At 59.0% G+C, this 25304-nt stretch carries 21 protein-coding genes; 7 read left to right on the forward strand and 14 right to left on the reverse strand.

Features of this window, described 5'->3' with window-relative positions; genetic code table 11:
* Positions 1 to 26 precede the first annotated feature (26 nt).
* The 4 genes from MRX98_RS14750 to MRX98_RS14765 all read right to left on the reverse strand — a co-directional run bounded on the left by MRX98_RS14750 (position 27) and on the right by MRX98_RS14765 (position 3648).
* Positions 27 to 1205 (reverse strand): MBL fold metallo-hydrolase, encoded by a 1179-nt coding sequence (locus MRX98_RS14750; RefSeq protein ID WP_246911131.1) that lies wholly within the window; start codon positions 1203 to 1205, stop codon positions 27 to 29.
* A gap of 18 nt (positions 1206 to 1223) precedes the next feature.
* A complete protein-coding gene (locus tag MRX98_RS14755) occupies positions 1224 to 2636 on the reverse strand; it encodes a hypothetical protein (RefSeq protein WP_246911132.1) in 1413 nt (470 codons plus the stop codon).
* Positions 2637 to 2727: 91 nt separating this feature from the next.
* Positions 2728 to 3012, reverse strand: a complete 285-nt coding sequence (locus tag MRX98_RS14760; RefSeq protein ID WP_246911133.1) for a hypothetical protein — start codon at positions 3010 to 3012, stop codon at positions 2728 to 2730.
* Positions 3013 to 3207: 195 nt separating this feature from the next.
* Complete coding sequence (locus MRX98_RS14765) at positions 3208 to 3648, reverse strand: NifB/NifX family molybdenum-iron cluster-binding protein (RefSeq protein ID WP_246911135.1); 441 nt, start codon at positions 3646 to 3648, stop codon at positions 3208 to 3210.
* A 327-nt stretch (positions 3649 to 3975) separates the two neighbouring features.
* On the opposite strand from MRX98_RS14765, the gene MRX98_RS14770 reads away from it, so the two are divergent.
* A complete protein-coding gene (locus MRX98_RS14770; RefSeq protein ID WP_246911140.1) occupies positions 3976 to 5325 on the forward strand; it encodes a sigma-54 interaction domain-containing protein in 1350 nt (449 codons plus the stop codon).
* Between the two features lie 34 nt (positions 5326 to 5359).
* Here the strand turns inward: MRX98_RS14770 and MRX98_RS14775 are convergent, their stop codons facing one another.
* The 5 genes from MRX98_RS14775 to MRX98_RS14795 form a co-directional block, all read right to left on the reverse strand.
* Complete coding sequence (locus MRX98_RS14775) at positions 5360 to 5716, reverse strand: hypothetical protein (RefSeq protein ID WP_246911142.1); 357 nt, start codon at positions 5714 to 5716, stop codon at positions 5360 to 5362.
* 237 nt (positions 5717 to 5953) lie between these two features.
* Positions 5954 to 7102 (reverse strand): transporter, encoded by a 1149-nt coding sequence (locus MRX98_RS14780; protein ID WP_246911149.1) that lies wholly within the window; start codon positions 7100 to 7102, stop codon positions 5954 to 5956.
* Between the two features lie 67 nt (positions 7103 to 7169).
* The gene (locus MRX98_RS14785; protein ID WP_246911150.1) at positions 7170 to 9107 is read right to left on the reverse strand and encodes an REJ domain-containing protein; all 1938 of its coding nucleotides are present in this window, start codon (positions 9105 to 9107) and stop codon (positions 7170 to 7172) included.
* Positions 9108 to 9194: 87 nt separating this feature from the next.
* Entirely contained in the window at positions 9195 to 10112 is a 918-nt protein-coding gene (locus MRX98_RS14790; protein ID WP_246911151.1) for a CsgG/HfaB family protein, read from the reverse strand.
* Positions 10113 to 11030: 918 nt separating this feature from the next.
* The gene (locus MRX98_RS14795; RefSeq protein WP_246911152.1) at positions 11031 to 12989 is read right to left on the reverse strand and encodes a fibronectin type III domain-containing protein; all 1959 of its coding nucleotides are present in this window, start codon (positions 12987 to 12989) and stop codon (positions 11031 to 11033) included.
* Between the two features lie 598 nt (positions 12990 to 13587).
* Here MRX98_RS14795 and MRX98_RS14800 point away from each other — a divergent pair.
* Positions 13588 to 15795 (forward strand): amino acid permease, encoded by a 2208-nt coding sequence (locus tag MRX98_RS14800; protein ID WP_246911153.1) that lies wholly within the window; start codon positions 13588 to 13590, stop codon positions 15793 to 15795.
* Between the two features lie 33 nt (positions 15796 to 15828).
* Here the strand turns inward: MRX98_RS14800 and MRX98_RS14805 are convergent, their stop codons facing one another.
* The 3 genes from MRX98_RS14805 to MRX98_RS14815 form a co-directional block, all read right to left on the reverse strand.
* Positions 15829 to 16590 (reverse strand): SDR family NAD(P)-dependent oxidoreductase, encoded by a 762-nt coding sequence (locus MRX98_RS14805; RefSeq protein WP_246911155.1) that lies wholly within the window; start codon positions 16588 to 16590, stop codon positions 15829 to 15831.
* A gap of 81 nt (positions 16591 to 16671) precedes the next feature.
* A complete protein-coding gene (locus MRX98_RS14810) occupies positions 16672 to 17394 on the reverse strand; it encodes a DUF4412 domain-containing protein (RefSeq protein WP_246911158.1) in 723 nt (240 codons plus the stop codon).
* A 91-nt stretch (positions 17395 to 17485) separates the two neighbouring features.
* Entirely contained in the window at positions 17486 to 18787 is a 1302-nt protein-coding gene (locus tag MRX98_RS14815; RefSeq protein WP_246911159.1) for a nucleoside recognition domain-containing protein, read from the reverse strand.
* A gap of 52 nt (positions 18788 to 18839) precedes the next feature.
* Here MRX98_RS14815 and MRX98_RS14820 point away from each other — a divergent pair, with 52 nt between their 5' ends.
* Genes MRX98_RS14820 through MRX98_RS14835 form a run of 4 tightly spaced genes read left to right on the forward strand, consistent with a single transcriptional unit; the run spans position 18840 to position 21013 of the window.
* Complete coding sequence (locus MRX98_RS14820) at positions 18840 to 19058, forward strand: hypothetical protein (protein WP_246911161.1); 219 nt, start codon at positions 18840 to 18842, stop codon at positions 19056 to 19058.
* Positions 19059 to 19074: 16 nt separating this feature from the next.
* Positions 19075 to 19641 carry a GAF domain-containing protein gene (locus MRX98_RS14825; RefSeq protein WP_246911163.1) on the forward strand — a complete coding sequence of 189 codons (567 nt, stop codon included), beginning with the start codon at positions 19075 to 19077 and terminating at the stop codon, positions 19639 to 19641.
* Positions 19641 to 20549 (forward strand): protein kinase, encoded by a 909-nt coding sequence (locus MRX98_RS14830; RefSeq protein WP_246911165.1) that lies wholly within the window; start codon positions 19641 to 19643, stop codon positions 20547 to 20549. Before MRX98_RS14825 ends, MRX98_RS14830 begins: the two co-directional genes overlap by 1 nt.
* 20 nt (positions 20550 to 20569) lie before the next feature.
* Positions 20570 to 21013, forward strand: a complete 444-nt coding sequence (locus MRX98_RS14835) for a universal stress protein (protein WP_246911167.1) — start codon at positions 20570 to 20572, stop codon at positions 21011 to 21013.
* A gap of 70 nt (positions 21014 to 21083) precedes the next feature.
* On the opposite strand, the gene MRX98_RS14840 is transcribed toward MRX98_RS14835, so the two are convergent.
* On the reverse strand, positions 21084 to 22901 hold the full coding sequence (locus MRX98_RS14840) for an acyl-CoA dehydrogenase (protein ID WP_246911168.1): 1818 nt from the start codon (positions 22899 to 22901) through the stop codon (positions 21084 to 21086).
* A 295-nt stretch (positions 22902 to 23196) separates the two neighbouring features.
* Between MRX98_RS14840 and MRX98_RS14845 the strand changes: the two genes are divergently transcribed.
* Positions 23197 to 23919 carry a MerR family transcriptional regulator gene (locus tag MRX98_RS14845; RefSeq protein WP_246911169.1) on the forward strand — a complete coding sequence of 241 codons (723 nt, stop codon included), beginning with the start codon at positions 23197 to 23199 and terminating at the stop codon, positions 23917 to 23919.
* A 198-nt stretch (positions 23920 to 24117) separates the two neighbouring features.
* On the opposite strand, the gene MRX98_RS14850 is transcribed toward MRX98_RS14845, so the two are convergent.
* Positions 24118 to 25089, reverse strand: coding sequence for a fasciclin domain-containing protein (locus MRX98_RS14850; RefSeq protein ID WP_246911170.1), 972 nt, complete (start codon positions 25087 to 25089; stop codon positions 24118 to 24120).
* Positions 25090 to 25304 lie beyond the last annotated feature (215 nt).

The raw sequence follows: 25304 nt of genomic DNA on the forward strand, positions 1-25304 counted from the left end.
TCCCTGCACCGCCGCTGGAAGAAGGCTTACACCTCGATACCGAATCCGATTTGGTCGCCGTTGCCCAGGTAGACCGTTTCCTTGGACCGGTGGCGGGCCGTGCCTTTGACCACCGGGTAGCCGGCTTCCACGAATTTTTTGGCGCACAGGATGCCGGTGCAGTGGTTGCAGCCGATCTTCTGGAAGCCGTATTTGCCAAGGGAGAGCACCAGGTCGTCGTACTTGGGATCCCAGTCCTCGAAGGGCGAGATGTGCAGCCCGCCGTAAACGCCATACAACTGGTCCTTTTCGTACTGGATCTCCTGGTAGGCGGTTTCGGCGAACTGGATGATGCTCTGGTGGCAGCAGCCGGTGACGCTCACCAGACCCAGGTCCTTGACATTGAAGTAAAGGGATTGTTCGCCGTAGACCCGGCAGATGATGGGAATGGCGAAGACAAAAGAGGCGAAGCCGGGCACAACCGGATTGAGCCCCGGTTTGACGGTCACCACTTGGCCCTTGTGCCCCGAATCCTTCAGGAATTTGATCCCTTCCGGGTAAAATCCGTCTGGAACGTAGGTGGTGATGGTGGGGTCGTACTTGTAGGTGACCGGTATGCCCCAGAAGTGGTCGAAATGTTCGTGGGAGATGAAAAGGGCTTCGATCTCACGGTCGCGCAGCATTTGATCGATGCCTTCGCGCTGGAAGCATTCGTCCATCCATTTGAAGGACCAGCCGCTGTCCAAAAGGTATTTGTGTTGCCGCCCCTGCATGTCCTCCAGTTCGATCAGACAGGCGAAGCCGCCGGCATTTTCCGGATGCATTGAAAGCTTCTCGGTAATGGCCCACGCTTCGTCCAGATCATGGGGCAGCAGGTGTTTGATTTTGGCGATGCCCTTGTCGTAGCTGCCTTTGCCCAGACCGGTGCCGTCGCCGAAGGGAGGCCAGTTGTAGCTGTACTGGTTGACCAGCAAGCCGCCGGCGCCCTTGATGTCGCCCATCAAGTCGGCATTGCTGAACCAACTGGTTTCCGAAATGTTGGTGACCTTGATGTTTTTGCATACACCGATGTCGGCCATTTTGCGCTCGATCTTCGGCAGGTGGGCCTTGCGCCACGGAGAATAGGAGTAGAGGCCCATGGCCAGTGCCGTGCCGCCCAGGGCGCCCATGGCCGCACCTCGGAAAAAGTCCCGGCGGCTGATCTTGCCTTTATCGTCGGAAGACATACGCGTTCCTCCTGTTGCCTATCGAATAATGGTGATGGTGTCATAGACCCATGGCAGAACGCCCACGGCGACGAAGTAGATCAGAATGCCGCAGGCAACCCCGGCGCCGACGCCCCACCCCAGGGAGGGGCTCCAGCGGATCTCGTCGATTTGGGCCTGCTCGAGGGCCTGTTCTTCGGCCATTTCATCGGCCGTTTTGGGCACCATTTTCCAGGCCGGCCAGTTGTCCATGAACCAGTGGTGCGCCAGCCAGATGTTGATCAGCCAGATGGTGGGGATCATGGGAAATTGCTGGGGATGGGAGAATCCCTTTTGGGTCCCCAGAAAAACGTGGGAGGTGGCATAGTAAAAGATATAGAGCAGCGCCGCCGCCGCGATGGTGATAACCGTGCGCACCAGCACGTTGACCGGCAGACTGAATCGTTTGGGCCAATTGTTGCAGTAGAAATTGAGGAACAGTGCCGGTACCAGCCAGAAGACCGCCATTTCACCGACATGCAGCCAGCGCCAATCCGGCGCCGCATCCCGCCGCGTGCCGCGAATGGCGCCGCCCCAGGTCAGCTCCTGGGCGAAATAGAGAAAGAAGTGCAGGGCAAAGGCGATGGCGATGATGCCGAAGAAGGCCACGATGCGCCGCCGCCAACCGGTTTTGATCAATTTGAACGGGAACCGCTCCCAGATGGTTTCCACCATCCAGACCGTCACCGTGCAGCACATGATCCAGGAGACATGAAAGTTGCCCGACACCGTATCGGCGAAGCGCTCCCAGTAGGGCGGGGCGATGGATGTAAAATATTGCCACGGGTAGTAAAGAATGCCCATGTGGGAATGCATGGTCATGAAGTAAACCAGGGTGCTCAGAAAAAAGGTCATCACCAGGATGCTGATGCCTTTGCCCGGCTGTTTCATTCCCTGCCAGGGCACCTCCTCGCAAGCCACCACCCAGGCCGGGCTGAGCCAGGAGGCGATGGCGGCGAACATCAGACACGCCAGGGCGGCGTATTCGATGGCGAAAAATTCGGTGATGCCCGGAAGGCGCATCAGTTGGTCCGGGTTGAAGTAGGCCAGTCCGAAATTGCCCAACAGGGTCTCGAAAAACCCCTTGATCAGCACATAGAGGATGGCCACCGAGATGAGGGTGAGCACCGCTCCCTTGAGCAGCGGATGGCTCTTTTGCAACCAACTGCGCTTGAACGGCCAGTAGTTGAAGATGTAGACCATCCAGATCAGCATGATCAGCCACCAGCGGGTGTACATGTAGCCCACGTAGGGCGTGTACATGCGCATCCAGCCGCGGGGGTCCTGGAAAATCCACCAGGAGGCGTAAAAAATCGCCAGCGTCAGCACCAGGGCGACGATGGCCGGAATCGGCTGGGGCCACCGGGGCACCAGTTTCCGTTCTTCCAAATAACCTGCGCCAAAACGCTCCATGGACGGCCTCCTTGAAAGTTGGGAATCCTGCGGTTGAATCTCTTATCCTCGAACGGGGTCGCTTGAACGGCAAAACAATTGTTGCGCTGAATCAATCTGCATTATCGTGGAGCGATCCGCCGGAAGAACGGGCGCGCTCCCGAAGCCGGGCGTACAACTGCCGGCGCAATGCCGCGGGGTTCTCGTGGGCGTCTTCGCTGCGTCCTGAAACATCGGCCTCCATGGCTACCAGGGACGGGCTCAACTCGGTGAAGGCGAGCATCGCGGGGCCCGACCCATTCACCGATGGCTTTGGTGGTGCTTGGGGGCGGTCACCGGTGGCGGCGTGCGCCAGTTTGAGCAGGAGGTGCTGAAAGAACTGTTTGCGGGTCATCATGGCGGCGCTCCAGTCCAACAAAGAGGAATGGGAATCGGCAGTTGCCGGTATATGGTTTTGCAACAGGGGTGCCAGCTCTTGGGGGCGGCCTAACCCACTATGAATTCATCGAAAAGGAGCCGTTGCAGCGCATGCCGCGGTCCATCGAGGACAAGATCGGGGAAACCGGATGCACCCGCGTAAGGCGCAAAGGGTTCACATTGTTCCCTGCTCGGACTTCCAAAAGCCCGGCAGATGAAAACAGGGCAGGTGCAGTCGGTTTTGTTGATAAGCACGCACCACTGCCGGCACATTGCCGGCGATGCCGCAGATCACCCGGATTTTCTTTTCAGCCAGCAAGGCGGCCAATTGTTGGCTCAACGCCCCGCAAATCACGACCTGGACGCCCAGGGTCTGCAATGCTTCGGCCCGATCCGCCAAACCGCTGCACGCAAGCGGCAGGCGGCGGGGTTCGGGGCCCAGTATCAGCAACTGGGTGCAGGTGTCCAGCACCGGGGCAACCCTTCCATGAAACACCGGCAAAGCCGCCGCCACCGATTCCACCGATGCGGTCGGTGACTTGCGGGAAGCTTGCCGGCGCCTGCGTTTGTGGCGCAGGATGGCGCCATGGTCGGTGATGCGTTGCTTGTGGGGCATGGCGACGATCCAACCGTCTGCTGTCGTTGGTTCGGATGGGTGAAGTGTCCTGATGCCGCCAGTAGCAAAAAGCATACCTGAACGCCAGCGTCGGCGCACCGGCATCGCCCGTGTGCTGATCGCGCGGTACATTTGGGCCCCTCGGTGCGCGCAGCGCGCCGAGGGGCCGAAGATCATCCCACGCCAAAGGTTTTTGCTTGACGAATGCAAAGATAGGGAACAAAGTGAACCCAAGGCGTCACCATCCGCAAATGCGCCGTTGCGGCGGGTGACCAACGAGGTCCTGCCCGTCTCGCTCCGGATGCGGGGTCACAAAGGGGACAACCGATGGCCGCGGCCTTTGTGCATCACCACGACTTCATCCTGGACAGCCTTGCCGAAGGGGTGTTCACCGTGGATCTGGACTGGCGCATCACCTCCTTCAACCGTGCGGCCGAGCGGATCACCGGCACGCCCAAGGATCAGGCCATCGGCCGTTTCTGTTTCGAGGTGTTCAGGGCCGATGCGTGCGAATCGGGTTGTGTGATTCGGCGTACCATGAAGGCCGGCCGGCCCCTGTCCAATCTGTCCGTGCATGTCTACCGCGCCGACAAGCGCCGCATTCCCATTAGCGTCAGCACCGCCCTGTTGCGGGATGAAGCGGGCAATGTCGTCGGCGGCGTGGAAACCTTCCAGGACATGTCCGCCATTCGGGAGCTGCAAAGGGCGTTGGCCAAGGACCATTCCTTTGCCGATATCGTCAGCAAGTCGCCCGCCATGCTGCGCCTGTTCCACCTGCTGCCCCAGGTGGCGGCCAGCGGCAGCACCATCTTGATTCAGGGGGCCAGCGGTACCGGCAAGGAGCTGGTGGCGCGGGCCATCCACCACCACAGTCCCCAGGGACAAGGCCCCTTCGTGGCCGTCAATTGCGGCGCCCTGCCCGACACCTTGATCGAATCGGAACTGTTCGGCCACAAGGCCGGTGCTTTCACCGACGCCCGGCAGGATCGGCCGGGGCGTTTCGCAATGGCGCAAAACGGCACCATTTTTTTGGACGAAATCGGCGACATCTCCCCCGCCGTGCAGGTGCGCCTGTTGCGTGTGCTGCAGGAAAAAACCTACGAGCCGCTGGGCGCCAGTCGCCCGGTGGCGACCAATGCCCGCATCGTTGCCGCCACCCATCGCGACCTCGCCCAGCAGGTGCGCGCGGAGCACTTCCGGGATGATCTTTACTACCGCGTCAATGTTTTTAAGATCGACCTGCCTCCGCTGGCGGCGCGCAAGGAAGACATTCCACTGCTGACCGAGCACTTCATCCAGCGCTACAACCATCTGAGGGCGCGCTCGGTGCAGGGCGTCTCTCGGGAGGCCATGGCGGCCCTGATGCAGCATGCGTGGCCGGGCAACGTCCGCGAGTTGGAGAACGCCATCGAACACGCTTTCGTTTTGTGCCCCGGCGACATCATCCGTTTGGAAGATTTGCCCGAGCATCTTCTACCGGCCTCCGAGCCGCCTCCTTCGGAAGGCATGACCCTCAAGGCCATCGAGCGCGAAGCCATTGTACAAGCCCTGCGCCGCCACCAAGGCGCCAAGATGGCCACCGCGCAGGCCCTGGGCATCGACAAAAACACCCTGCGGCGCAAAATGCTGCGCCTCGGTATAAGCCACCCAACCCAAAAAACCCAACAAACTCAATAAACAAAACAAACCCAAAAAACGAACGAGCCCACCGTCACAACCCCAACCCCTTGCGCTTGGCTTCGATGCGATTGCGGATCAGCACGGCCGCCTTTTCCGGGTCGGGTTCCACGGCGAAGGTGGCGCCCACGACCGCCTTCAGGCCCTGGGTCAGCAGATGGACCACATCCATGCTGCCGGTGATGGGGGGCATGGGGCCCAGAACGGTGTAGGCGCCCGATGCGACGAAGTAGGCGCCGATGGCCACCGCCTTTTCCGAGTACCATTCGGGAGCGGCACCGGCCAGGGGCAGATCGCTGATGTCGCTGTCCGGATCGTAGGTGCGGATGGTTTCGGCCGCGCTTATACCGGCAATGCCGTTGCCGATGATGACATGGTGAATCGTCGCCAAGCGGGCCTCCTTCAATGCAATCGAAGGGGATGGGCAAGCAGTGTACCAAAAATTGCGCTGGGTATGTTCATCTTGGCCCCCTGCTTTGAGGTTGTCGGCAGGAAGAAGTGCCGGGGCCGTGTCAAATTGTCTTTCGGGACGCCGGGGGTACTTACCAAGGGTTGTTCATTCCTATGAAACACCCCAATTCCGGATGTACCATAAGAGATTGTTCCATTGAATGTTAACCGGGTCTTGTCATCTAGGTCCATAAAAGCGATGAACGATGGCGGCGCTCACGCTCCACCCGTGATACTCCCGGCTTTCATTCAGGTGGAGCCAGTTGGGATCGTCGTCCATAAGAAAGCCCTTAAGGCCGAAGTCCAGCTCCAGCGAATCGGTCAATTGTTGAATCAAGCCCACTGCAAGTGTGTACTTCTGCCGCCGTCCCATATACAGGGGAGAGGTGGTTTCATAGTCGTTGGGCCGCAGATAAAGAAACTGAAAGCCTGCATTAATGCCTGTGCCGGGGTACGGGCGGTATCCGCCCAGGAGATCGATTGTCCATTCCTGGCCTTGGCTGTTGCGTGCCTCAGTGCTCAGGCCGTTGCCGCCGGCCTCAACGAAGCGGGCTTTTCCTCTGAGAATGGTTTGCGTGGAAAGGGTAATGTCCCAGCGTGCAGCGGTCCGGGCAAGGGCCGCCCTCATAAGCCAGGTGTCGCCCTTTTTCATCATATCGATGCCGTTGATTTTGTCCTTGCTTGTCGTTGCATATTGCCCTTGAAAGGACAACTGCCAGAAGTCCGAAAATGAATAGGTCACCCGGGCTGCAACATTGAATAAATCCCCGGGGTCATAATCCCGGGTCAGGTTGCTGTAGTCGTACTTGCCTTGAAAAGCGTACCCCGCACCTATCCCAACCAGCCAGCGCTGCCAACTACGTGCTGCTCCTAAATAAGGATTTATGTTGAATCCTTGCCCCGGGCTGATGATATTCACCAAGTCCGGATCGAGCATCATACGGAGATCTCTCTCATCCAAGCCGGTGCGCCCCGTGGGCAGATTCAGATCGACACCCGCCATCCAATCCCAACCGATCCATCCAGGCAATAAAAAGGCGCCACCGACCTGGGTGTCCAGAAAACCCTCTATTGAGCGACTTGTGTCCCCAGATAGGTCTCCTGAAGTGTATGCATATCCCGCAGTCAGATGCATGGAGAAACGGTTAGCGCGCAGATCGAGGTGGATCGGCAGGTGCCATTGACTGGCGCTTTCGTCGGCATCGCTGGTCCAGGCCTGGTAGGTGAAGCCGGTGCGGCCGTCGATCTTCTGAGCCGCCGCAGGCAAGGTGCCAAGTGTCAGGATGAGGGCAACAATGGCAAATGGGATCGCTTTCATTTTCGGCATATTATCCTTATGTTAAAAATGGCGGTGGCAATTTTGTTTGCGCGATAGGGGTGGATCCGACCGGCAATCACCAATTACTGTAAAAGTCAACGACAGCTGTGCCGGTTGCCCCTTGGGAGTCTGTAACCGTCAAACGAATGCGAAACTGGTCGGTATCGAATCCGTAAAGAAATCCTATATCAATTGTGGTTTCACTCCCTTGATAGTCCCAACCGGTATCCATGTATTGTCCGTCCATAAAATAAAAGAGTTCCCAGCGTAGGTTGGAGCCGGGCAGGGGGCCATCTTCAGGATCCCAGCCGCTCCCGGCTACGGGAACAACTTCGTCATACATGATTCCGGTTTCCGGTAGTGTGATGGTCGCTTCAGGCGATTGATTGACCGTAATGATTTCGATTAAAACCTCTACCGAGGCGGTATCGGACGCTCCTTGGGAATCGGTTGCCGTCAATGAAATCCTATACGCGCCGCTGCGGCTGGCGAAAACCGGATAGTCAATAAATGCTACTGTTCCGTATGATTCCCAGAGGATTGTATCGGGGTTGTCCACTCGCACCATCCGCCAATGCAACTGCTGTCCTGTCAAAGCGCCATCTTCCGGATCTACGGCATTACCCCTGCACACCAGTGCATCTCCGGGCCCGATCGATTGCAAGGTTCCATCCAGAGGCCTCAGGATGGTGGCTTCGGGAGTCTCATTGACGACTATTTCTACGGTGACATCCACGATGTCGGTGTCCGTTGCGCCCTCACTATCGGTGGCGGTCAGTGTGATCCTGTAGGGACCGCTTACATTTCGGAACGCCTGGTAATCGATCATTGCCGTTGCGCCGAAAGCTTCCCACAGAAGGGTTTCCGGATCATCCGGATGGATCATCCGCCAGCGCATTTGTGCTTCCGATAGGTTGCCATCTTCAGGATCAATGCCGGTGCCCTGGCAAGTTAGGCTTTCCCCAGGCTGGAGTGTGATGTTCGATTCATGCTCCGGCAAAAGGATGGACGCGGTTGGGGGGGCATTGTCCGTGACCTCCACCACAACATGGGCGGAACCCGTCAAACCGGCTGCACTGGTTACATCAAGGGTGATGGTGTGCGTGCCCGGGGATAGAACATTAGTGGAGAATGCTAATTGTTGGGCAAGGATTCCGTCTTGTTCGGACCACCACTGCACTCCGGAAAGCACATTGGGCGATAGCAATTCGCCATCGGCATCCGAAACGATGGCGTCAAAAGCAATAGGCGTGCCGTAAATTACTTGGGTTCCGGTGAACGGCTCGATAATGTCCACCGAAAGGAGTTCCCGGGTTACCTGAAAAGTTCGCTGAGTCGATGGCCCTCCCAAGAAACCTGCGCCGTCCTCTGCTTGGATGCGCCAAAAGTATACCCCGCCCTCTTCCAGAGTGCCGGTATCGAACTGAAAGGAGGATAGCTTCGTCCATATGGTTTGCAGGATGTCCTCATCCCGGAAATCAGGGGTGCTCGCGATGCTGATTTGATAGCGCTTGGCACCGGCGATAGGATTCCAGATGAAGGTCAGGCTGCCGATCGCCACCCGAGAGCCATCTTCCGGAGCGCTCAGGGTCGGTACGAAAGAAACGGCTGTGATGATGCCTGCATCAACAGTATCTCCGGGTGGAAGAAAAAAAGGCTCCGATTCTCCATAATAAAGACTCAGGCCGTCGCCACTTTGACCGATCACTGCTACTCGGACGAAACCGCCTGCAGGCACGCTTGCAATGGACCCCCGATGATCACTGCAGGGCCACGGGCCGCCGATGGCCAGCACGACGCCGTCCATGTCCAAAACAATAGCGGTAACGGTGGCCACATCTGCGCAATCGACCAAGCCGTACCTGGTGGTTTTTTCAACCATTGACATGGATGTCGCGCGATCCCAGTTCACAGAAAATACCACTCTGCCGGTGGATGGATCCGCAGCATCCGCCGAGCTGCCGCCGCCACTGCAGCCCGCTGTGACAAATAGAGCGTAAACGAGCAATGCCATTATGGATATCTTGTTGGAGGACAGTCGGCAGTTACGATACATTGTGCGGTGATGTAGCATTTGGGAAGCCCTCACTTGAATGAATGATCACCATTGGACGTTGATGTTTGCTGTGGCCGGTTGAAAATTTTGCCTCCGATTGATGGCGTTGGGCGTCGGTCCTGTGTTGACCGATATCTGCTGATGCAGATGCCGAAGCAAAGCATCGGTGTCGTTGGGGGGGCTGATCAGGCGCATGTCGATTAGCTCTTGCAGGGCGGCCCTGGCCGTATCCATCCCTGGCTCCAACTCCAGTGCCTTCCGGTAAGAAGCAGCGGCCGTATCGTAATCGCCCAGATCACTATGTTCAATGCCCTGGAACAGCAGCATCAGTGCCTTTATGTCCTCGGCGATAGGCTGTCTCAGGGCTTCCTCTTCTTCCGCGGTCAGATCCATGCCGAGTAGGCGGACGATTTCAAAAAGAAGCTCTTTTTCCATCCTGAGAAGCTCTTCCAGTGCGCCGGCGGCGTGGGCGGTTCCAGTAAGTCGTTCGAGGGGAACATTAAGAATATCGGAATCAATTCCAATTGAATCGGATGGCAACCCTTCAAATATACCTCCTACCAAATGGCGGGCGCCGAGGAATCGGCCCATTTGTTGGGTGGTATCTGTATCGACCAGGCCGGAGGCGCCCAACTCCAGCTCTTGGATAAGGGCTTGCAACCGGGCCCTCTCGATCACCTCCAAATTATCAATTTTAGCCAGATCGGTAATCAGCATAAGGGCCAGGCCCTTTTCCAGTAGGTCCAGTTCAGTTCGTCCTGTACGATTGTGGAAATAGAGTACGGCAACGGTTTGACTGTCAGGTTCAAATGACAAGGCGGCTTCGTTTACTATGGCTTGATGGGCCCATTGTCGTAATTCAGGGGTGACGACCTGTCCGGCGGAAAGTTGACCAGCCACACATAGAATAAGGGAAAGCGTCAGGATGACGATTTTCCATCGCTCAGCCGTTGGATATTGCATGAGATTATTCTCCTTGGATCAAGCAAGCACTGCTTATCAATTCATCGTATATTGTAATTCCACTTCGATTATGAATGCCCCTCCGAGCGTGAAGCGTAAACGCACAAAGGAGAGAGAGGCCATTTTGAATGATGTTATTGAGGTTAAACCACAGATGCCGGGAATACAGAAACCATTCTGTCTGGATTTCCAAATGTCGGAGAAAGGAGCTGTAGGGCGAATTGCGAAGGTGTCTTCGCCAGGTCTTCAAAGAATTGGTGCGTGCCCGAAAGGACAAGGTGAGCATGATGCATTCGATCTCAGACCTTGTGCACATGCTCATATCGATACTCCTCGAAGGATACAGTGACGCCGAAGATCGGTTTCACCGAGGGCATTATGTTCAGAGGATGAGATCCGGCTTCACAGCACTACAAACTAATTTTATCACAGACGCAACATTACAGGTCAGCATTCATGGGCCAAGGGGGGTATCCTTTTCCCACCGTCGATCAGGATGAGGATCTGATACGCGAATGAATACAGGCCCAAGAACTGAAGATTCAACCATTCGACCAAATGTTTTGATTCAGGCAATAAGCCGCTGTCTTTCAGGAGGCCACTGAATCAACCACTTTGATCAGTTCGCTTTCTTAAACCTCAACTTTACCGGAGGCTGTTCACTTGAACCTACTATGTTTATGGGCTTTATGATTGGGTAGCATCGTCAGGTCCAATGGTCAAGCAAAAAGGCGGTGGCTTTCTTTCGGGGGATCGTCCACAATTCCGGTGTTATTTTATAAAGATTTGGTTTCGGCGGGTTTGATCAGGCAGGTAGGGAAAGTGGTCGTCGTTCATTGCCCGGCGTGCGGGGGTATGCACCGCACGCCGGGCCGTTAAATAGAATCGGGCGGATGTTCCGTCCCTGTGCCGGAGGTTTTAGGGCAGCAGGGTGCCGATGAAGCAGCCGCCGCTTGACCCGCCGGCCGAACCCGCGCCGCTTCCGTCGAGTTGTTTGCCGGAGGTGTCGGCATCGGCGGTGGTTTGCACCGGCGCCAGCAGATCCACGATCACACCGTTGGCCACGCCGTCGGCGTCCTCGGGGCCGCCGTCGTCGATGGTGCGGATGGCGGTCAAGCCGTCGGGCTGCACTTCGACATTGTGGGTGCAGTCCACCCATTCGCCGTCGGGGCCGTAGGCGATCCAGCGGGTTTGGGGACCGATGGGTTCGGCAAAGTGGAGGGTGACTTCGGCCGTATGAGCCGAGCCCTTCATCAAGAGGCGGTAACCCAGTAGATCACCGGGGTGGTCGTCGGAAAGCGGGGGTTCGGGCTCGGTGTCGTATGGCGCGACGGCCGCCGCTCCTTCGATTTCTGCAACGAAACTGCAATCCATACTATCAACGGCCATCAAGAATCGACCATCTTCCGTCATCACCGTTTGTACCTGGCCTTCATCCGTTTGTTCCACCCAATCGTCGCTGCCGGCGATCAGGGGGGCCGAGAAGGCCATGGTGCTCCCCATTTCGAAAGCGGTGCGGGCGAACCAACTGGTGCGGGTGGTGAAGGTGGCCGGGGCGGACCATTCGGAAGCCTGGTCGTGGTTGTCGAAATAGCGCACCTGGCAGGCATAGGTAGTGCCGGGCCAGAGGGTGAAAAAAGGCACCCAGAGGCTGTCCAAAGCGAAATGGGTTCGCGTGACATCCATTACCACTTGCTTGTCACGGGTGCGCACTATTCGCCACTGGCTGCGCTGGTGGGTGTCCGTCGGTTGCCCGCCGGAGAAGGCCGATGCCGTCAGGCGGGGCGTCAGGGAAACCCCGGTGGCGCCGGCGGCCGGATAGTAGATCGAGGGCTGCATCGGCGGCAGCAGGTCCGGCTCGGTGGGCGGCGGCGTTTCATCGTCCGGGGGATTGGACGGATTGCTCGGGGGATCGTCGGCCGGTGGGGGTGGTTCCTCGGTGGGTGGCGCCGTTACTTGCACCAGACAAGTGTCACTACTGTTCAAACCGTTGGAATCGGCAACGGTCAACTCGAAAACCAAGGTGCTGTTGCCGCCGGAAGTTACGATGGGCGCTGTGAATCGGGGCCGGGCTGTATTTGCATAAGAGAGGCTGACGGATCGCCCGGAGGTTTGGGTCCACCGGTAGGTCAAAGTCAGGCCGTCGGGATGGAACGACCCGGAACCATTGAGGCGTACCGTTTCACCTGAAGTTACGCTTTGATTACCGCCGGCCTGGGCCACCGGGGGATCCTGGGGCGGTTGTACGGCTTCGACCGTCACGCGGCAGGTGTCGGTCGCCGAAAGGCCGGCGGAATCCCGCACTGTTAATTGAAAGGTCAGCACAGTGGGTTCGGTGGCACCCGCAGGTGCGGTGAAGGTGGGCCGGGCCGTGCGATTGCCAGCCAATTGTACCGTGGGGCCGCCCGTCTGGCTCCAGCTGTAGCTCAGTGTGTCACCGTCGGGATCCTGCGAGCCGGCGCCGTTCAGCGCCACCGAGGACAACGGTGTCACGGTCTGGTCGTTACCGGCATCGGCTACGGGGGCGCGGTTGACACTGGCCGTGCGGTGGCCCACTTCGTTTGAGTTGCCGCTCTCCGTATTGCCTGCATAGGCGCGCACCACGAAGTAGTATTGGGTGTCGGCGTTGAGGTCGGCGATGGTGCAGGTGGTGCCCCTGCCGGACCAGGCCGGTCGACTGAAATTGTAGGATTGGCCCTGGGCCCGTTGATAGAGCCGGTAGCCGTCCGGTGCGGGGTTGTTGGCATCCCAGGCCAGTGTCACCTGGGCGGCAAAGGCGAAAGCGGGTAGAATCAACAGCAACAGTGCCGCTAATCCGATTTTGGCGATGGCAAGGAACGACATTCCGGTCCGTGGGGTCAGATGATACAGATGCATTCAGCTCTCCTTGTTGCCAGCAGAGCGCGTTGACACTGCGTTGGAATGGCTGTACACTAAAATTTGCCATTCAGGCGGCATCCCCTTGGATTGGTCGGGGCGGCGTGCTCTCCTGGTGGTGATGTTTGAATCCCCGGTTTATGTGGGCGCATAAGCCGGGGATTTTCTTTTTCGGCTAGCGCACTCGGCGCATGTCGTCCCGTTTGGATGCAAAAGCCCTGCCATTTGTTTGTTCGGCTTGATCTTTGGGCGCCTGTTTTTCATATGTTGAATGATTTCAATTGCGAAATGCAAAATGCCAATATGGCTGCCGGCGACACGGCGGAAATGGTGCAAGTCCGCCAATGACGCGACTTTGACGGTGCCGCAGGGGGTGCCGGAAGGATTTTGTGCGGATCGGCTATCCCCCGGCAATAAGAGCCGTCAGGCGCAGAATTGGTACTCGGCAGCGCAAGGGGTGTAATCGGGGGGGATAAGCGAACCAGGGGACCATGACGGCCCGCGTTTCGGTGTTTTTCTTTTGGTATTCGTCGAGGTCGGGTGATATTGTCTATTTGCATTCACCCTCAGAGCGCATCATCAAAGCCATGAGGATCCCATGAGCATACCGGATGTGGAGCAGGAACAAAAGCCGCCGACCAAGTTCGGTGCCTTCGGTGGGGTGTTCACCCCCAGTGTGTTGACCATCCTGGGGGTGATCATGTTTTTGCGCTATGCCGACGTGGTGGGATACGCCGGTCTGTGGGCCGCTTTGTCTATTTTGCTGCTGGCCAAATCCATCACCATCGTCACCAGCCTTTCCCTTTCCTCCATCGCCACCAATATGCGCGTGCGGGGCGGTGGCGCCTACTATTTGATCAGCCGCAGCCTGGGGGTGGAGTTCGGCGGCGTTATCGCCATCTTTTTCTATGTGGCCCAAGCGGTGGCCGTGACCATGTACGTCATCGGTTTCACGGAATCGGTGTTCGCGGCCCTGCCCGTCAGTGGTCTCTCCTTCACTACGGTGGCCACCTTGACCAACCTGTTCGTGCTGGTATGCGTATACATCGGGGCCGGATGGACCATCCGCCTGCAGTATGGTATCCTAGCCGTTGTGTTGCTGGCCGTCGCCTCCTTTTCTCTGGGCGCCTGGGACCAGGCGTCGATGGTTCGGTTGCAGGAGAACCTGACGCCCCAATGGACGGACACCTACTCCTTTTTCACCACCTTCGCCCTGTTTTTCCCCGCCGTTACCGGTATCATGGCCGGCGTCAACATGTCCGGCGATTTGAAGGACCCCAGCCGCGCCATTCCCTTGGGCACCTTTGGCGCCATCACTTTCACAGGCCTGATCTATGGCGCCATGGCCTTTTTGCTGGCGGCCGGCAACACCCGGGCGACCTTGATCGGAGAGGGTTTCGTGATGTACGAAACCGCCCGTTTCGGCCCGCTGGTGACCATCGGCGTGATGGCCGCCACCCTCTCATCGGCCCTGGGAAGCATGATGGGCGCCCCTCGCATTCTACAAGCTTTCGCCCGGGACAACGTTTTCAAACAGCTCCGTTTCTTCGCCCCGGGCAGCGGCGTCTCGGGCGAACCCCGCCGCGCCATCGTTCTGACTTTCGTCATCGCCCAGGTGGCCCTGATGGCGGGGGATCTGGACAGTGTGGCCCCCATCATCACCATGTTTTTTCTCATGACGTACGGCACGGTCAACCTGGCCTGTTTTTACGAAAGCATTTCGCGCAACCCCAGTTTTCGGCCCACTTTCCGGCTGAACCACTGGACCCTGTCCCTTGCGGGCGCCCTGAGCTGCGTGGCGGTGATGCTGTTGATCAACACTTTGTGGGCGGTGGTGGCCATGGCCCTGGCCGGCGGCATGTACCTGCTCATTGCGCGGGCCGAATTGATGGTCCAATGGGGGGATGTGGAGAGCGGCGTGGCCTTTCAGCGGGCCCGCAAATCACTGTTGCGCCTGGAGCGGGAGCGATACCACCCCAAGAACTGGCGCCCGTCCATTCTGGCCCTGAGCGGCATGGGGGGGCGGCGCCTGCACATGCTCAAATATGCTTGCCTGCTGTCGGCCGACCGCGGGGTGGTGTCGTTGGCCCAGATTATCGTGGGCGATCTGGAAAATTTGTCCAAGCGGCGATTCGAGGCCGAAAAGATCCTGCGCAAATACCTGCGGGAAGAAGACCTGGCGGCCTTTCCCGTGGCCATCGTGGACGAAAGCTTTACCGAGGCATTGAAAGCCCTGCTTCAGTGCCACGGCATCGGAGGGCTCAGGCCCAACACCCTGCTGTTGGGCTGGAGCGACGATCCCGAGAAGGCCCGATCCATTTCCGAAGCCCTGGGCATGGCCCGGGCCCTGCGGCGCAGTTGTCTCTTGGTGCACAGTCGCCGAGAGGCACAGCAGTGGGATCTGCCCCGCGGGGCCATCAATATTTGGTGGACCGACGCGGTCAACGGTCCCATGATGCTGCTGCTCGGCTTCCTGCTCAAGGAGAACCGGGAGTGGCGGGACTGCCCCTTGCGCATTCTGCGTCCCGTGGCGCCCAAGGCCGATGTGGGCAACGTGGCGGCGGAGATGCGCGAGGTGCTGAGCCTGGCGCGCATCGAGGGCGAGGTGGTCGTGCTGCCCACCGAGGACCCGCTGCAGGCGGTGCATCAGCACATGGGTTCGTCGGCCGTGCTTTTTGCCGGCTTCGCGCCGGTACCCGACGAAAATCCTGCCTGCGTGCTGCTTTCCGGGTTACAGGAGACCATGGATCTGCCGGGGGACGTCATCCTGGTGCACAATGCGGGCGATGTTTCCCTGGACGCTTGAGCGAAAGCTTGCGGCCCCACCGGCCGACGCAATTTAAGTGGTCAATGCCCCGCCATCGACATAAATGCTTTCACCGGTCATGTAACTGGCGCCGTCCGATGCCAGAAAGAGCACGGCGGGTACGATCTCTTCCGGTTCGGCGATGCGCCCCATGGGCAGTTGGGCCGTGACGTGCTTGGCGATGTCGGGATTGGACCAGATGGGTTGGCTGAATTCGGTACGGGTCAGCCCGGGCCCCACCGCATTGACCTGCACGCCGAAAGGCGCCCACTCCCTTGCCATGCAGCGGGTGAGCATTTTGAGGGCGGCCTTGCTGCAGCCGTAAGCGGCCATACCCAGCTCGGCCTTTTCCGCGCCGACAGTGGTGATGTTGATGATCCGGCCGCTTTTTTGTTCCATCATGGTGCGCGCCACGGCGCGGCTCAACAGCCAGACCGCCTTGACATTGGTGTTGAACACCTTGTCCCAACCATCTTCGCGCAACTCCATCAGTCCCCGCAGAAAGCTGCGGGCGGCGTTATTGACCAGGATGTCGATGCGGCCAAAGGTTTTCACCGTTTCGGTGGCCAGGTGTTCGATGCGGGCCGGGTCGGTCAAATCGGTCGGGACGGCCAGGGCCCGGCCCCCCTTGGCTTCGATTTCGGCGACCACCGCCTGGAGTTGCTCGGCGGTGCGGCTGGCCACAACGACCGCGGCACCCGATGCGGCCAGGCCGACGGCGATGGCCCGGCCGATGCCGCGGCCGGCGCCGGTAACGATGGCGACTTTTCCGGTAAGATCGAATTTGATGCTCATGGGGCTCCTTTCAGTGGGTTATGGGCGGTTGCAACGACCCGACTGTTACGACGTGTGACGGCGGGCTTTTTGCAGCGCGATTCAATCCGTGACGCGCTGATAGTCGGCCGGCACGGCGAACAGGGACGGGTCCAGGGCCTTGCGTTCGAAGGTTTTCAGCGTGGTGGTGATGGTGCCGCCCATCATTTGGGTGACCGTGTGGACGGGAAAACCGTCCAGGGTGTTCATCATGCCGGCGACGTTCAACTGCTTCATCATGGGGTTGTTCATGAACAGGCGCGACGCTTTCTCGCCGATGACCTTCATCTCCTCGTAACCCTCGATCTCCTTGGTGACCCAGTATTCCGAAGTGGACATCATCACCTGGACCAGGAACTTGCGGCATTTGTAGCCCGCAATGGTCTTGTATTCGTCGGTGGGGGTCACCTTGAGGCTGTCCGCCATCGCCTTCATCATGGCCTGGAACATGGGGTTGTCGGCCATATCTTCTCCCTCGGCACCCATTCCCGGAATGCCGCCCAGTTTTTCGATTTCGGTTTGGCGATAGGTCCGGTTTTCACGGTTCAGCTCGTAGAGCATTTCTTGTTTCATATCGATGATGGTCACTGCATCGCCCAGGTCGGTCATGGTGGCATCGGTCGTCAGGTACTGTTTGATGATGCCCTTGCCGTCCGGTTGGTTGGGGATTCCCTGGGTCACCTGTTCCGATTCGAAATAGATGTCCGCCGCGGCCGTGCCGACGCCGACCGACGGCAGGATCAAGGCGATTGCCAGTACCAGCAAAAGAGGTGTGATGCGTTGCATGGAGGGTCCTTTCGTTGTTCCTTGTTGGTTGGTGTTTACCGTCGCCGGGGAGCGGCCGGCCAGGGCCGGCCGATCAGGCGAAGGTTGCGAATTACAATTGGAGCAGGAAATGGCATGCCAGAATGGCACAGGCGATGCCTGCCACGTCCGCCGTCAAGGCCGCAGCCAGGGTGTGGCGGATGCGGCGGATCTGGACGGCGCCGAAATAGACGGCCAGCACGTAGAAGGTGGTTTCGGTGCTGCCCTGCAGCGTGCTGACCAGATAGCCGGTATAACTGTCCGGCCCGATGGCCGGATCGTTGATGATGGCGGCCATGACGCCGTAGGCGCCCGAGCCCGACAGGGGACGCAGCAGCGCCATGGGCAGGGCTTCGGCGGGCAGGCCGATGCGCTGCGTCAATGGCCCCAGAAGTCCCGCGATGGCGTCCATGGCGCCACTGGCGCGCAGCATGCCCACGGCCACCAGGATCGCCACCAGGTAGGGGATGATGCGCAGGGCTACCTGAAAACCTTCCTTGGCGCCGTCCACCAGCACTTCGTAAACCCGGACGCGCCGCACGGCGCCGAAGGCGAGGAAGGCGACCATCAACCCCGGAATGATCCAGGGCGAGACCACCCGGCCGTAGGTCACGGCCAGGGGTATCAGGGAAAAAAGACCGAGCAGGGTGACCATGCTGACCCAAAAGGGATAGGCATCGGTCTGTGTCAAGGCGGCGTCCTCGACGCCGGGCGCCGTCACTGCCGGCGCCCGGCCTTGATCCACCGCTGCCGGTGGGTCGCCGGCAACCGGCGCCCAATGGCGGTATAGCTTGGCCGCCAGCAGCGCCACGACGGTGGAGCCGATGGTGGCCGACAAGGTGGTGGGCAGGATGCCGGCCGGATCGGCCGACCCGGCCGCCGCGCGTATTGCGATGACGCCGGTGGGCAGCAGGGTGATGGAAGAGGTGTTGATGGCCAGAAACAGGGCCATGGCATTGGTGGCCGTGCCCGGGTGGGGATTGAGCTTTTCCAGCTCCTGCATGGCCCGGATGCCGAAAGGGGTGGCCGCGTTGCCCAATCCCAAGGCATTGGCGGCCATGTTCAGAATCATGGCCCCCATGGCCGGATGATCGGCGGGCACATCGGGAAAGAGGCGTACCATCACCGGCCGTATCAGGCGCGACAGGATGCTGAGCATGCCGCCGGCTTCGGCCACCTTTATCAGGCCGAGAAAGAGGGTCATGACCCCCACCAGGCCGATGGCCAGCTCCACGGCGCCGCCGGCCGAAGCGATCATGGCGCTGGAGAGCGCCTCCATGGGCGAGGGTTCCTCCGGCACGGGCACCCAGTGCCACTGATGCCAGGCGGCGAACACAAAGGCGGTGCCCACGAGCACGAGAAAAACGACGTTCATTGTCCCCCGCTGCTTGTCAAAGGGTTAACGACGTTCATGGTATACCACACCGTTGGAAGACGCTGCAATATCACACCCTGAAGCGCATTTTCGCGCGATGCTGCGCGGGGAGAAATCGGTGGTGGTGTGGAAGCGGAGAAATGGCTTGCCAAACGGTTCCTGCGGTATCTATAATTTTTTTGTGATCGGCAGTTTGTCTGATCGGCGGGATCCGGCCTTTCCTATTCGCAAGGGCATCCGCCACCACCGAATTGCTTCCATTCCATCCTGACAAAAGGGGCCGTGCCATGCAACAGGAGCCGCAAAGAAGGTTTTATTTGCCGGAATTCCGGGCCATCAGTCGGGCCATTTCCACCTATGAGGATCTGAACCTGCTGATCGACCACTTCGTGGAGGGCATCACCCGGGCCTTCAAGGTCAAAGGGGCCAGCATCATGCTCTATGACGAACTCGAAGGCCAGCTGTTCCGGGTCGGCAGCTTCGGCATTTCCGAGGGCTACCTGCGCAAGGGCCCCGTTTTTCTCCAAGATCAGGAGGATGCCTTTGTCAAAGGGGAGCCGGTATTTGTACAAGACCTGGAGCAGGATTCGCGGGTGCAGTACCCTGAAGCGGCCCGTTCGGAAAACATCCACGCCATGCTCTCCTTTCCCATCAAGTGCCGCGAGCATGTGGTTGGCATTTTGCGCATTTACCACAGCGAGGCGATCCAATTGCACAGCGACGATGTGGACTCCGTCTGTGCGCTGGCCCTGCACCTGGGACTGGTGATCGAGGACAACGGTTTGCGCAATTTCGTGCAACTGGTTGCCGGCGCCATCGACAGTCTGCCCCCGCGCATGCGCAAGGGTGAGTGATGCGTTTCCAGGGGCGCGTTTACACGGATACGACCGAATTTTTCAACATCGGTCCGGGGGACGTGATCCTCGTGGGCGGGCGCCGTTACTTGGTCAAGGGGGAGGAGCGCGAGTATCGTTTCGGCATTGAAGACCCCAAGTTTTGGGTTAAAAAGGCGGTGGATGAGCAAAGCGGGGAGCGCAAGATCATTAAACTCTCCTATGCGGAGACGTTCTTCACCGATTTGGGGGGCGTGAAGGTGCGCTGTTTTCGCGATCCGGTCAAAGAAGGCACCATCCTGGAACTGGTCGGCGATCGGCCCGGGTTCATGCACGGCTTCATGCGTCGCGACGTGCGCGACAACCCGGTGCGGATTCTGGAGATTGTGCGGGGCACCAATTTTCTGAACTATATGGAGACGTTTCGCATGCCCCACGAAAAATACTTTTGGGAAGCACTACCCGGCGTGCTGCGCCGCCTGATCGAGGCGTTCCAGTCCATCCATTTCCTGCATCTCAACGGCTTTCGCCACGGGGATGTCCGCAACGACCACGTGATCGTGCCGCGGGGCGACGCACCCTATGTCTGGATCGATTTCGATTACGATTTCGAGGGGCTGGACAACCCTTTCAGCCTCGATATCTTCGGCCTGGGCAATTTGTTGATCTACGCCGTGGGCAAGGGGTTTCATGACTATTACATGATCAGCAACGACACCTTTATTTACAAGGATTTGGCCGGACGGCTGGAAAAGGCCGATTTTTCCCTGCTGCACACATCGCGTCTGGTGAACCTGCGCAAACTCTATCCCTACATTCCCACCATGCTGAACCATATCCTGCTGCACTTTTCCAGGGGCGCCAATGTGTTTTATGAAAGCACACAGGAAATCATCGAGGATCTCGAAGGCTATCTCGAATCCTTGTAAAATCGGGGAGGAGGCGTGACGTGAAATGTTCCATATTGATGGCATTCAATGATTCGCCCAGTTCGCGCTCGGCCCTGGACTTTCTCGCCAGGATGACCACTTGCCCCGGCGAAAGCCATGTGACCTTGCTGCACGTTTTCCGCAAGCCCACCGGCAGCGAGGGGTTGATGGGCAAGAAGTACATGCAAAGTGTTTCCCTGCGGATCAAGGAGGCCATGGAAAAGGCCCGTGCGCAGCTGATCGACAACGGTTATCCGCCGGAGAACATCACCCTTCAATTGGTGGACACCCCCTACCCGACGGTGGGCGACGGGATCATCGATCAATTCAACCAAGGGCGCTACGATCTTGTGGTGCTGGGGCGTAAACGAATGTCCAAGGCCGAGGAGTTCGTGCTGGGGGATCCCAGCATCCGATTGGTGCGCGCTTTGGAAGGCACCGCCGTGATGGTGGTCAAGGAGTGAAACACTTCGGCCGCCGGTCTGAATACCGGCGGCCGAAGCTTACATCATCGGTCAGCGCTCGGAAAATCGTTTAAAGGGCGCCGAAACCGTCGTCTTCCATTTCCAGGGCCGCTTTGCAGCCGCTCTGGATGCCGTTGAATTTACCCATGGTCGCTTCCAGCTCGGTCATGATGAAAAACTGAGCGGTTTTCAACTGGCCGTTGTAGAACACCACATCCTTGGCCTTGGGGCCCTTGGCCAACTGCCGGGTGGCCGTCACGGCGCGCCAGAGCAGCATCCAGGCCATGATCACATCGCCGGTGGCGTGCAAAAAGGGCAGGGAGTGGGCAAAGGCCACCTTGAAATCGGGACCGGCCGCCAGCTTGCCCATGTGGGCGCAGATTTCGCCCAGGCGATTGGCCGCCGCATCCACCTTGGCCGCCAGTGGGGCCAGGGTGTCGTCGGCCTTGGCATCGGCCACGGTTTTCTTGATCTCGCCGATGAACTTCATGAACACGGTCCCCTTGCCGGCGCCGATCTTGCGGGCCAGAAAGTCCATGGCCTGAATGCCGCTGGTGCCCTCGTAGATCGTGGCGATCTTACAGTCGCGGGCGTACTGCTCCACCGGGTAGTCACGGCAGTAGCCGGGCCCGCCATACACCTGCATCGCCTGGATGCACACTTCGTGGCCCCTGAAGGCCAGATACTCCTTGATGATGGGGCTGAGCATGTTGAAGATGTCGCCGCAGGTCTGGCGTTCCTCTTCGGTGGCGCCGGTTTCTGCCTTGGTGCGGCAGGCGGCCATGTATTGGAAGAAGCTGCGCATGCCCTCCACGTAGGACTTCATCCAGGAGAGGTTGCGCCGCACGTCCGGGTGCTTGATGATGGGCACCGAGGGGGCCGCGGGGTTGGCGAAGTTTTCCAGGTCGCGGCCCTGGAGCCGCTCGCGGGCGTAGTTGGCCGCCAGGGTGTAGGCCGCGCCGGCATAGGTAAGCCCCTGCAGGCCGGTGGCCATGCGGGCGTTGTTGATCATGTTGAACATGATCTTCATGCCCTCGCCCTGCTTGCCCAGCAGCCAGCCGGTGCACTTGCCCTTGCCGCCCAGCACCATGCTGGCGGTGCAGCTGCCGTGGATGCCGTGCTTTTCCTCGACGCCGGAGCAGACGATGTCGTTGCGCTCGCCCAGGGAACCGTCGTCATTGACGATGAACTTGGGCACGATGAACAGGGAGAGGCCCTTGGTGCCCGGCGCATCCCCTTCCACGCGGGCCAGCACCGGGTGGATGATGTTTTCCACCAGGTCGTGCTCGCCGTTGGTGATGAAGATCTTGGTTCCCGACAGGGAGAAAGTGCCGTCCGCGTTCTTGGCCGCCGTGGTGGTCAGGGCGCCCACATCGGAGCCGGCTTCCGGCTCGGTCAGCAGCATGGTGCCGCCCCACTTGGCCGCAGTGAGCTTGTGGATGTATTTTTTCTTGTCTTCCTCGGTGCCGTATTTTTCGATCAGGTGGGCCGTGCCGTTGCCCATGGTGGTGTAACAGGCCAGGGACCAGTTGGCCCCCATGAAATACTCGGCCACCGAGGTGGCCAGGAAACCGGGCGCACCCTGGCCGCCCATTTCAGGATCCACCGCCAGGTTGTTCCACTCGCCCTCCACCATCAGCTTGAAGGCGCGATGGTAGCTTTCGGGCACCTTGACCGTGCCGTTCTCGAAACGCACGCCCTGCTCGTCGCCCTCTTTCATGGTGGGCAGAATCTCCTTGATGGCCAGGGCGCGGGCCTCGGTCATGATCATTTCGCAGGTTTTGCGGTTGAACGCCTTGTACTTGGGGTGCTTGATGATCTCTTCGTTGTTGAACTGTTCCCAGATGACGAAATCCTGGTCTCTGCGGTCGGCAAGTTGTTGGGCCATGGGGTGTTGTCTCCTTTGTGGGTGAATTTACAGCGGGGCGGTTTCGCATGCCGCTCCGAAGCCTTGGGTGCCGGCAATCGGCGTGTATATGACTATACGCTTGGCGTTTATTCAACTACACGTGAAACCTTCTAATAATACGGATAAAATATGTCAAGATATTTTTAAAAAAGGTTTGACATAGTCGAAAAATATTGGCAGATCTGATCTATCGGAAAGGTTTGCCGCAATCGGTGGCAGACATCTTTCGATATAACCCAGGGGGCCAGGCCCCCATCGCGCGAGGGGCGGGCCCATGAAAATCAGCGAGTTGGTCAAGCGCACCGGGGTGCCGAAGGAGACCATCCATTTCTACATTCGCGAGGGCCTGTTGCGTAAACCCCGTAAATCGGGCGTCAACACGGCCGATTATACCGAAACCCACGTGGAGCGCCTTCGCCTGATCAAGGATCTGCGGGACAACCACTACCTGCCCATTCCGGAAATCAAGAAGATCCTCAAAGCCCTCAAAAAGCAATCCCCCGGCGACCAGGCGGTTTCGCGCTTCAAAAGCCGCTATTTGCGGCCCATGGATCAGTTGGTGGAAGCCGAGGTGCCCGGTCGTGAAGCTTTCTGCCGCACCACCGGTCTGGGTCCCAAATGGCTCGAACGCATGGAGGCGTGGGGTGTGATCAACGCCCGCCAGGAGGATGGGCAACCGGTCTACAGCCAGGATGATGTGATCATCGGCCGCCTGCTGGTGGACATCGACCGCTTGGGCTTCGGCCCCAAGGACGGCTACGATCCCCGGGACCTGCAGCAAATCAGCGACTTCATTAAGGATTATGTGCGTTCCGGCCAGAACAAATACCTGAGCACCACACTGAAAAAGATCGCCGCCGGCGACTATCGCGAGAGCAAGATCCAGATCCGCGAAGTGATGAGCCTCTTTTTCTACCACATGTACCGCAAACGGGTGCGTGAACAGTACGAAGAGATCCTCGAGGCCATGAAGGATGAGGACCGGGCCGGGGCGTAAGGGCTCGCCCTCGGTAAATGGTTCAAAAGGGCAGGGCGGGCGGCATCGCCCCTGTTTGCCGATGTTGCCGCCTGGTGGCGCGAATGCAATGGAGCGCACCGCACCTCTCTTTGGCAGCAAACTTGCCCCGACACCTCAGCACACCAAGAGAGGCCCCGTTTCCGGGGCCTCCTCTATTGGCGGACCGACGGTTTCGCTTTATGGCGCGTCGGCGGGGGAGATGACCGTGTCAATGGCATGGACGATGCCGTTGGTGGCGATGAAGTCGGTGGCCGTGACAATTGCGGGGGCGCTGCCGCCGGTATTCAGGGTCAGGGCATCGCCGACCAGATCCACGCTGACATCATCGCCATTGAGCATGGTGATGGCCGTGCCGTCGGCCGCGATGGCGTCCACTGCGAAGATTTCAGCCGCGTTGACATGGTAGGTCAGAAGGTCGGTCAGGGTCGGGATGTCGGCCAGCAGCGCATTTATTGTGGCACTGGGGATTTTGGCAAAGGCTTCGTCGGTGGGCGCAAAGAGGGTCAGTGGCCCGGGTCCGGAGATTGCGCCCTCCAAGCCCGCGGTTTGCACGGCGAAGACAAGCGTGGTGTAGTTGCCCAAATTGATCAACTTATCAACGATGGTGCCTTTGCCGTCCGCCGGTGATAAAACGGTATCGATGACGTGGATGACACCATTGCTGGTCACAATATCGGTAATGACCACGGTGGCGGGACTTGTGCCGTCGATATTGAGCACCAGGTTGCCGCCATCGAGATCCAGGGCCAGCAGATCACCGTTGAGCATGGGCACGCTTTCGCCGGCTTGTGCCAGCATCAGCGCTTCGGTGGCACGCACCTCACCATCGAACACGTGATAGAGCAGAATGTCCCTCAGCGGGGCTTTGTTGGCTGCGGTCACCAGATCGTTCAGAGCTGTGGCCGGAATGGCGGCAAAGGCATTGTCGGTGGGGGCGAATACGGTGAAGGGGCCGGGGCCTCGCAGGGCCTCGTCAAGGCCGGTGGCTTGAAGCGCGCTGACCAAGGTGGTGAAGTCGCCCGCTGCCACGGCGGTGTCCACAATGTCGGCGGCAGGCGCCGGGGTGCCGTGCCCGTCACTTGCGCCGCCGCTTGCGGCTGAATCATGGCTGGAAGATGAACAGCCGAAAATCGTGAGTGTTGCTATCATAAGAATTGCTGCCGAAATAGTTGCACGTTTATAATTTTTCATGGGTCTTCTCCTTGTTGGAAGTTGATGCCGGATTTGGGACTAAAGATGTGACCATCGGCCGGCAAGCCAAGGGGCAATGGTTTGTCGGTGTAATGGGGGCTTATAACTACCATAGGAAGGGCGGGCTTTGCCGGGTTGTGCGTCGGGTGCAATGGTGATACGCAAACAAGGTT

Origin of the sequence: Desulfatitalea alkaliphila (assembly GCF_022968795.1) — a bacterium.
Classification (GTDB): Bacteria; Desulfobacterota; Desulfobacteria; order Desulfobacterales; family Desulfosarcinaceae; genus Desulfatitalea; species Desulfatitalea alkaliphila.

Excerpts from the sequence above, each read along its gene's own strand:
- MRX98_RS14750 (WP_246911131.1), bottom strand. The coding sequence starts at position 1,205 with ATGTCTTCCGACGATAAAGGCAAGATCAGCCGCCGGGACTTTTTCCGA.
- MRX98_RS14810 (WP_246911158.1), bottom strand. The coding sequence starts at position 17,394 with ATGCAACGCATCACACCTCTTTTGCTGGTACTGGCAATCGCCTTGATC.
- MRX98_RS14795 (WP_246911152.1), bottom strand. The coding sequence starts at position 12,989 with ATGCATCTGTATCATCTGACCCCACGGACCGGAATGTCGTTCCTTGCC.
- MRX98_RS14770 (WP_246911140.1), top strand. The coding sequence starts at position 3,976 with ATGGCCGCGGCCTTTGTGCATCACCACGACTTCATCCTGGACAGCCTT.
- MRX98_RS14800 (WP_246911153.1), top strand. The coding sequence starts at position 13,588 with ATGAGCATACCGGATGTGGAGCAGGAACAAAAGCCGCCGACCAAGTTC.
- MRX98_RS14785 (WP_246911150.1), bottom strand. The coding sequence starts at position 9,107 with ATGGCATTGCTCGTTTACGCTCTATTTGTCACAGCGGGCTGCAGTGGC.
- MRX98_RS14765 (WP_246911135.1), bottom strand. The coding sequence starts at position 3,648 with ATGCCCCACAAGCAACGCATCACCGACCATGGCGCCATCCTGCGCCAC.
- MRX98_RS14845 (WP_246911169.1), top strand. The coding sequence starts at position 23,197 with ATGAAAATCAGCGAGTTGGTCAAGCGCACCGGGGTGCCGAAGGAGACC.
- MRX98_RS14790 (WP_246911151.1), bottom strand. The coding sequence starts at position 10,112 with ATGCAATATCCAACGGCTGAGCGATGGAAAATCGTCATCCTGACGCTT.
- MRX98_RS14840 (WP_246911168.1), bottom strand. The coding sequence starts at position 22,901 with ATGGCCCAACAACTTGCCGACCGCAGAGACCAGGATTTCGTCATCTGG.
- MRX98_RS14815 (WP_246911159.1), bottom strand. The coding sequence starts at position 18,787 with ATGAACGTCGTTTTTCTCGTGCTCGTGGGCACCGCCTTTGTGTTCGCC.
- MRX98_RS14755 (WP_246911132.1), bottom strand. The coding sequence starts at position 2,636 with ATGGAGCGTTTTGGCGCAGGTTATTTGGAAGAACGGAAACTGGTGCCC.
- MRX98_RS14805 (WP_246911155.1), bottom strand. The coding sequence starts at position 16,590 with ATGAGCATCAAATTCGATCTTACCGGAAAAGTCGCCATCGTTACCGGC.
- MRX98_RS14760 (WP_246911133.1), bottom strand. The coding sequence starts at position 3,012 with ATGATGACCCGCAAACAGTTCTTTCAGCACCTCCTGCTCAAACTGGCG.
- MRX98_RS14830 (WP_246911165.1), top strand. The coding sequence starts at position 19,641 with ATGCGTTTCCAGGGGCGCGTTTACACGGATACGACCGAATTTTTCAAC.
- MRX98_RS14780 (WP_246911149.1), bottom strand. The coding sequence starts at position 7,102 with ATGCCGAAAATGAAAGCGATCCCATTTGCCATTGTTGCCCTCATCCTG.
- MRX98_RS14850 (WP_246911170.1), bottom strand. The coding sequence starts at position 25,089 with ATGATAGCAACACTCACGATTTTCGGCTGTTCATCTTCCAGCCATGAT.
- MRX98_RS14825 (WP_246911163.1), top strand. The coding sequence starts at position 19,075 with ATGCAACAGGAGCCGCAAAGAAGGTTTTATTTGCCGGAATTCCGGGCC.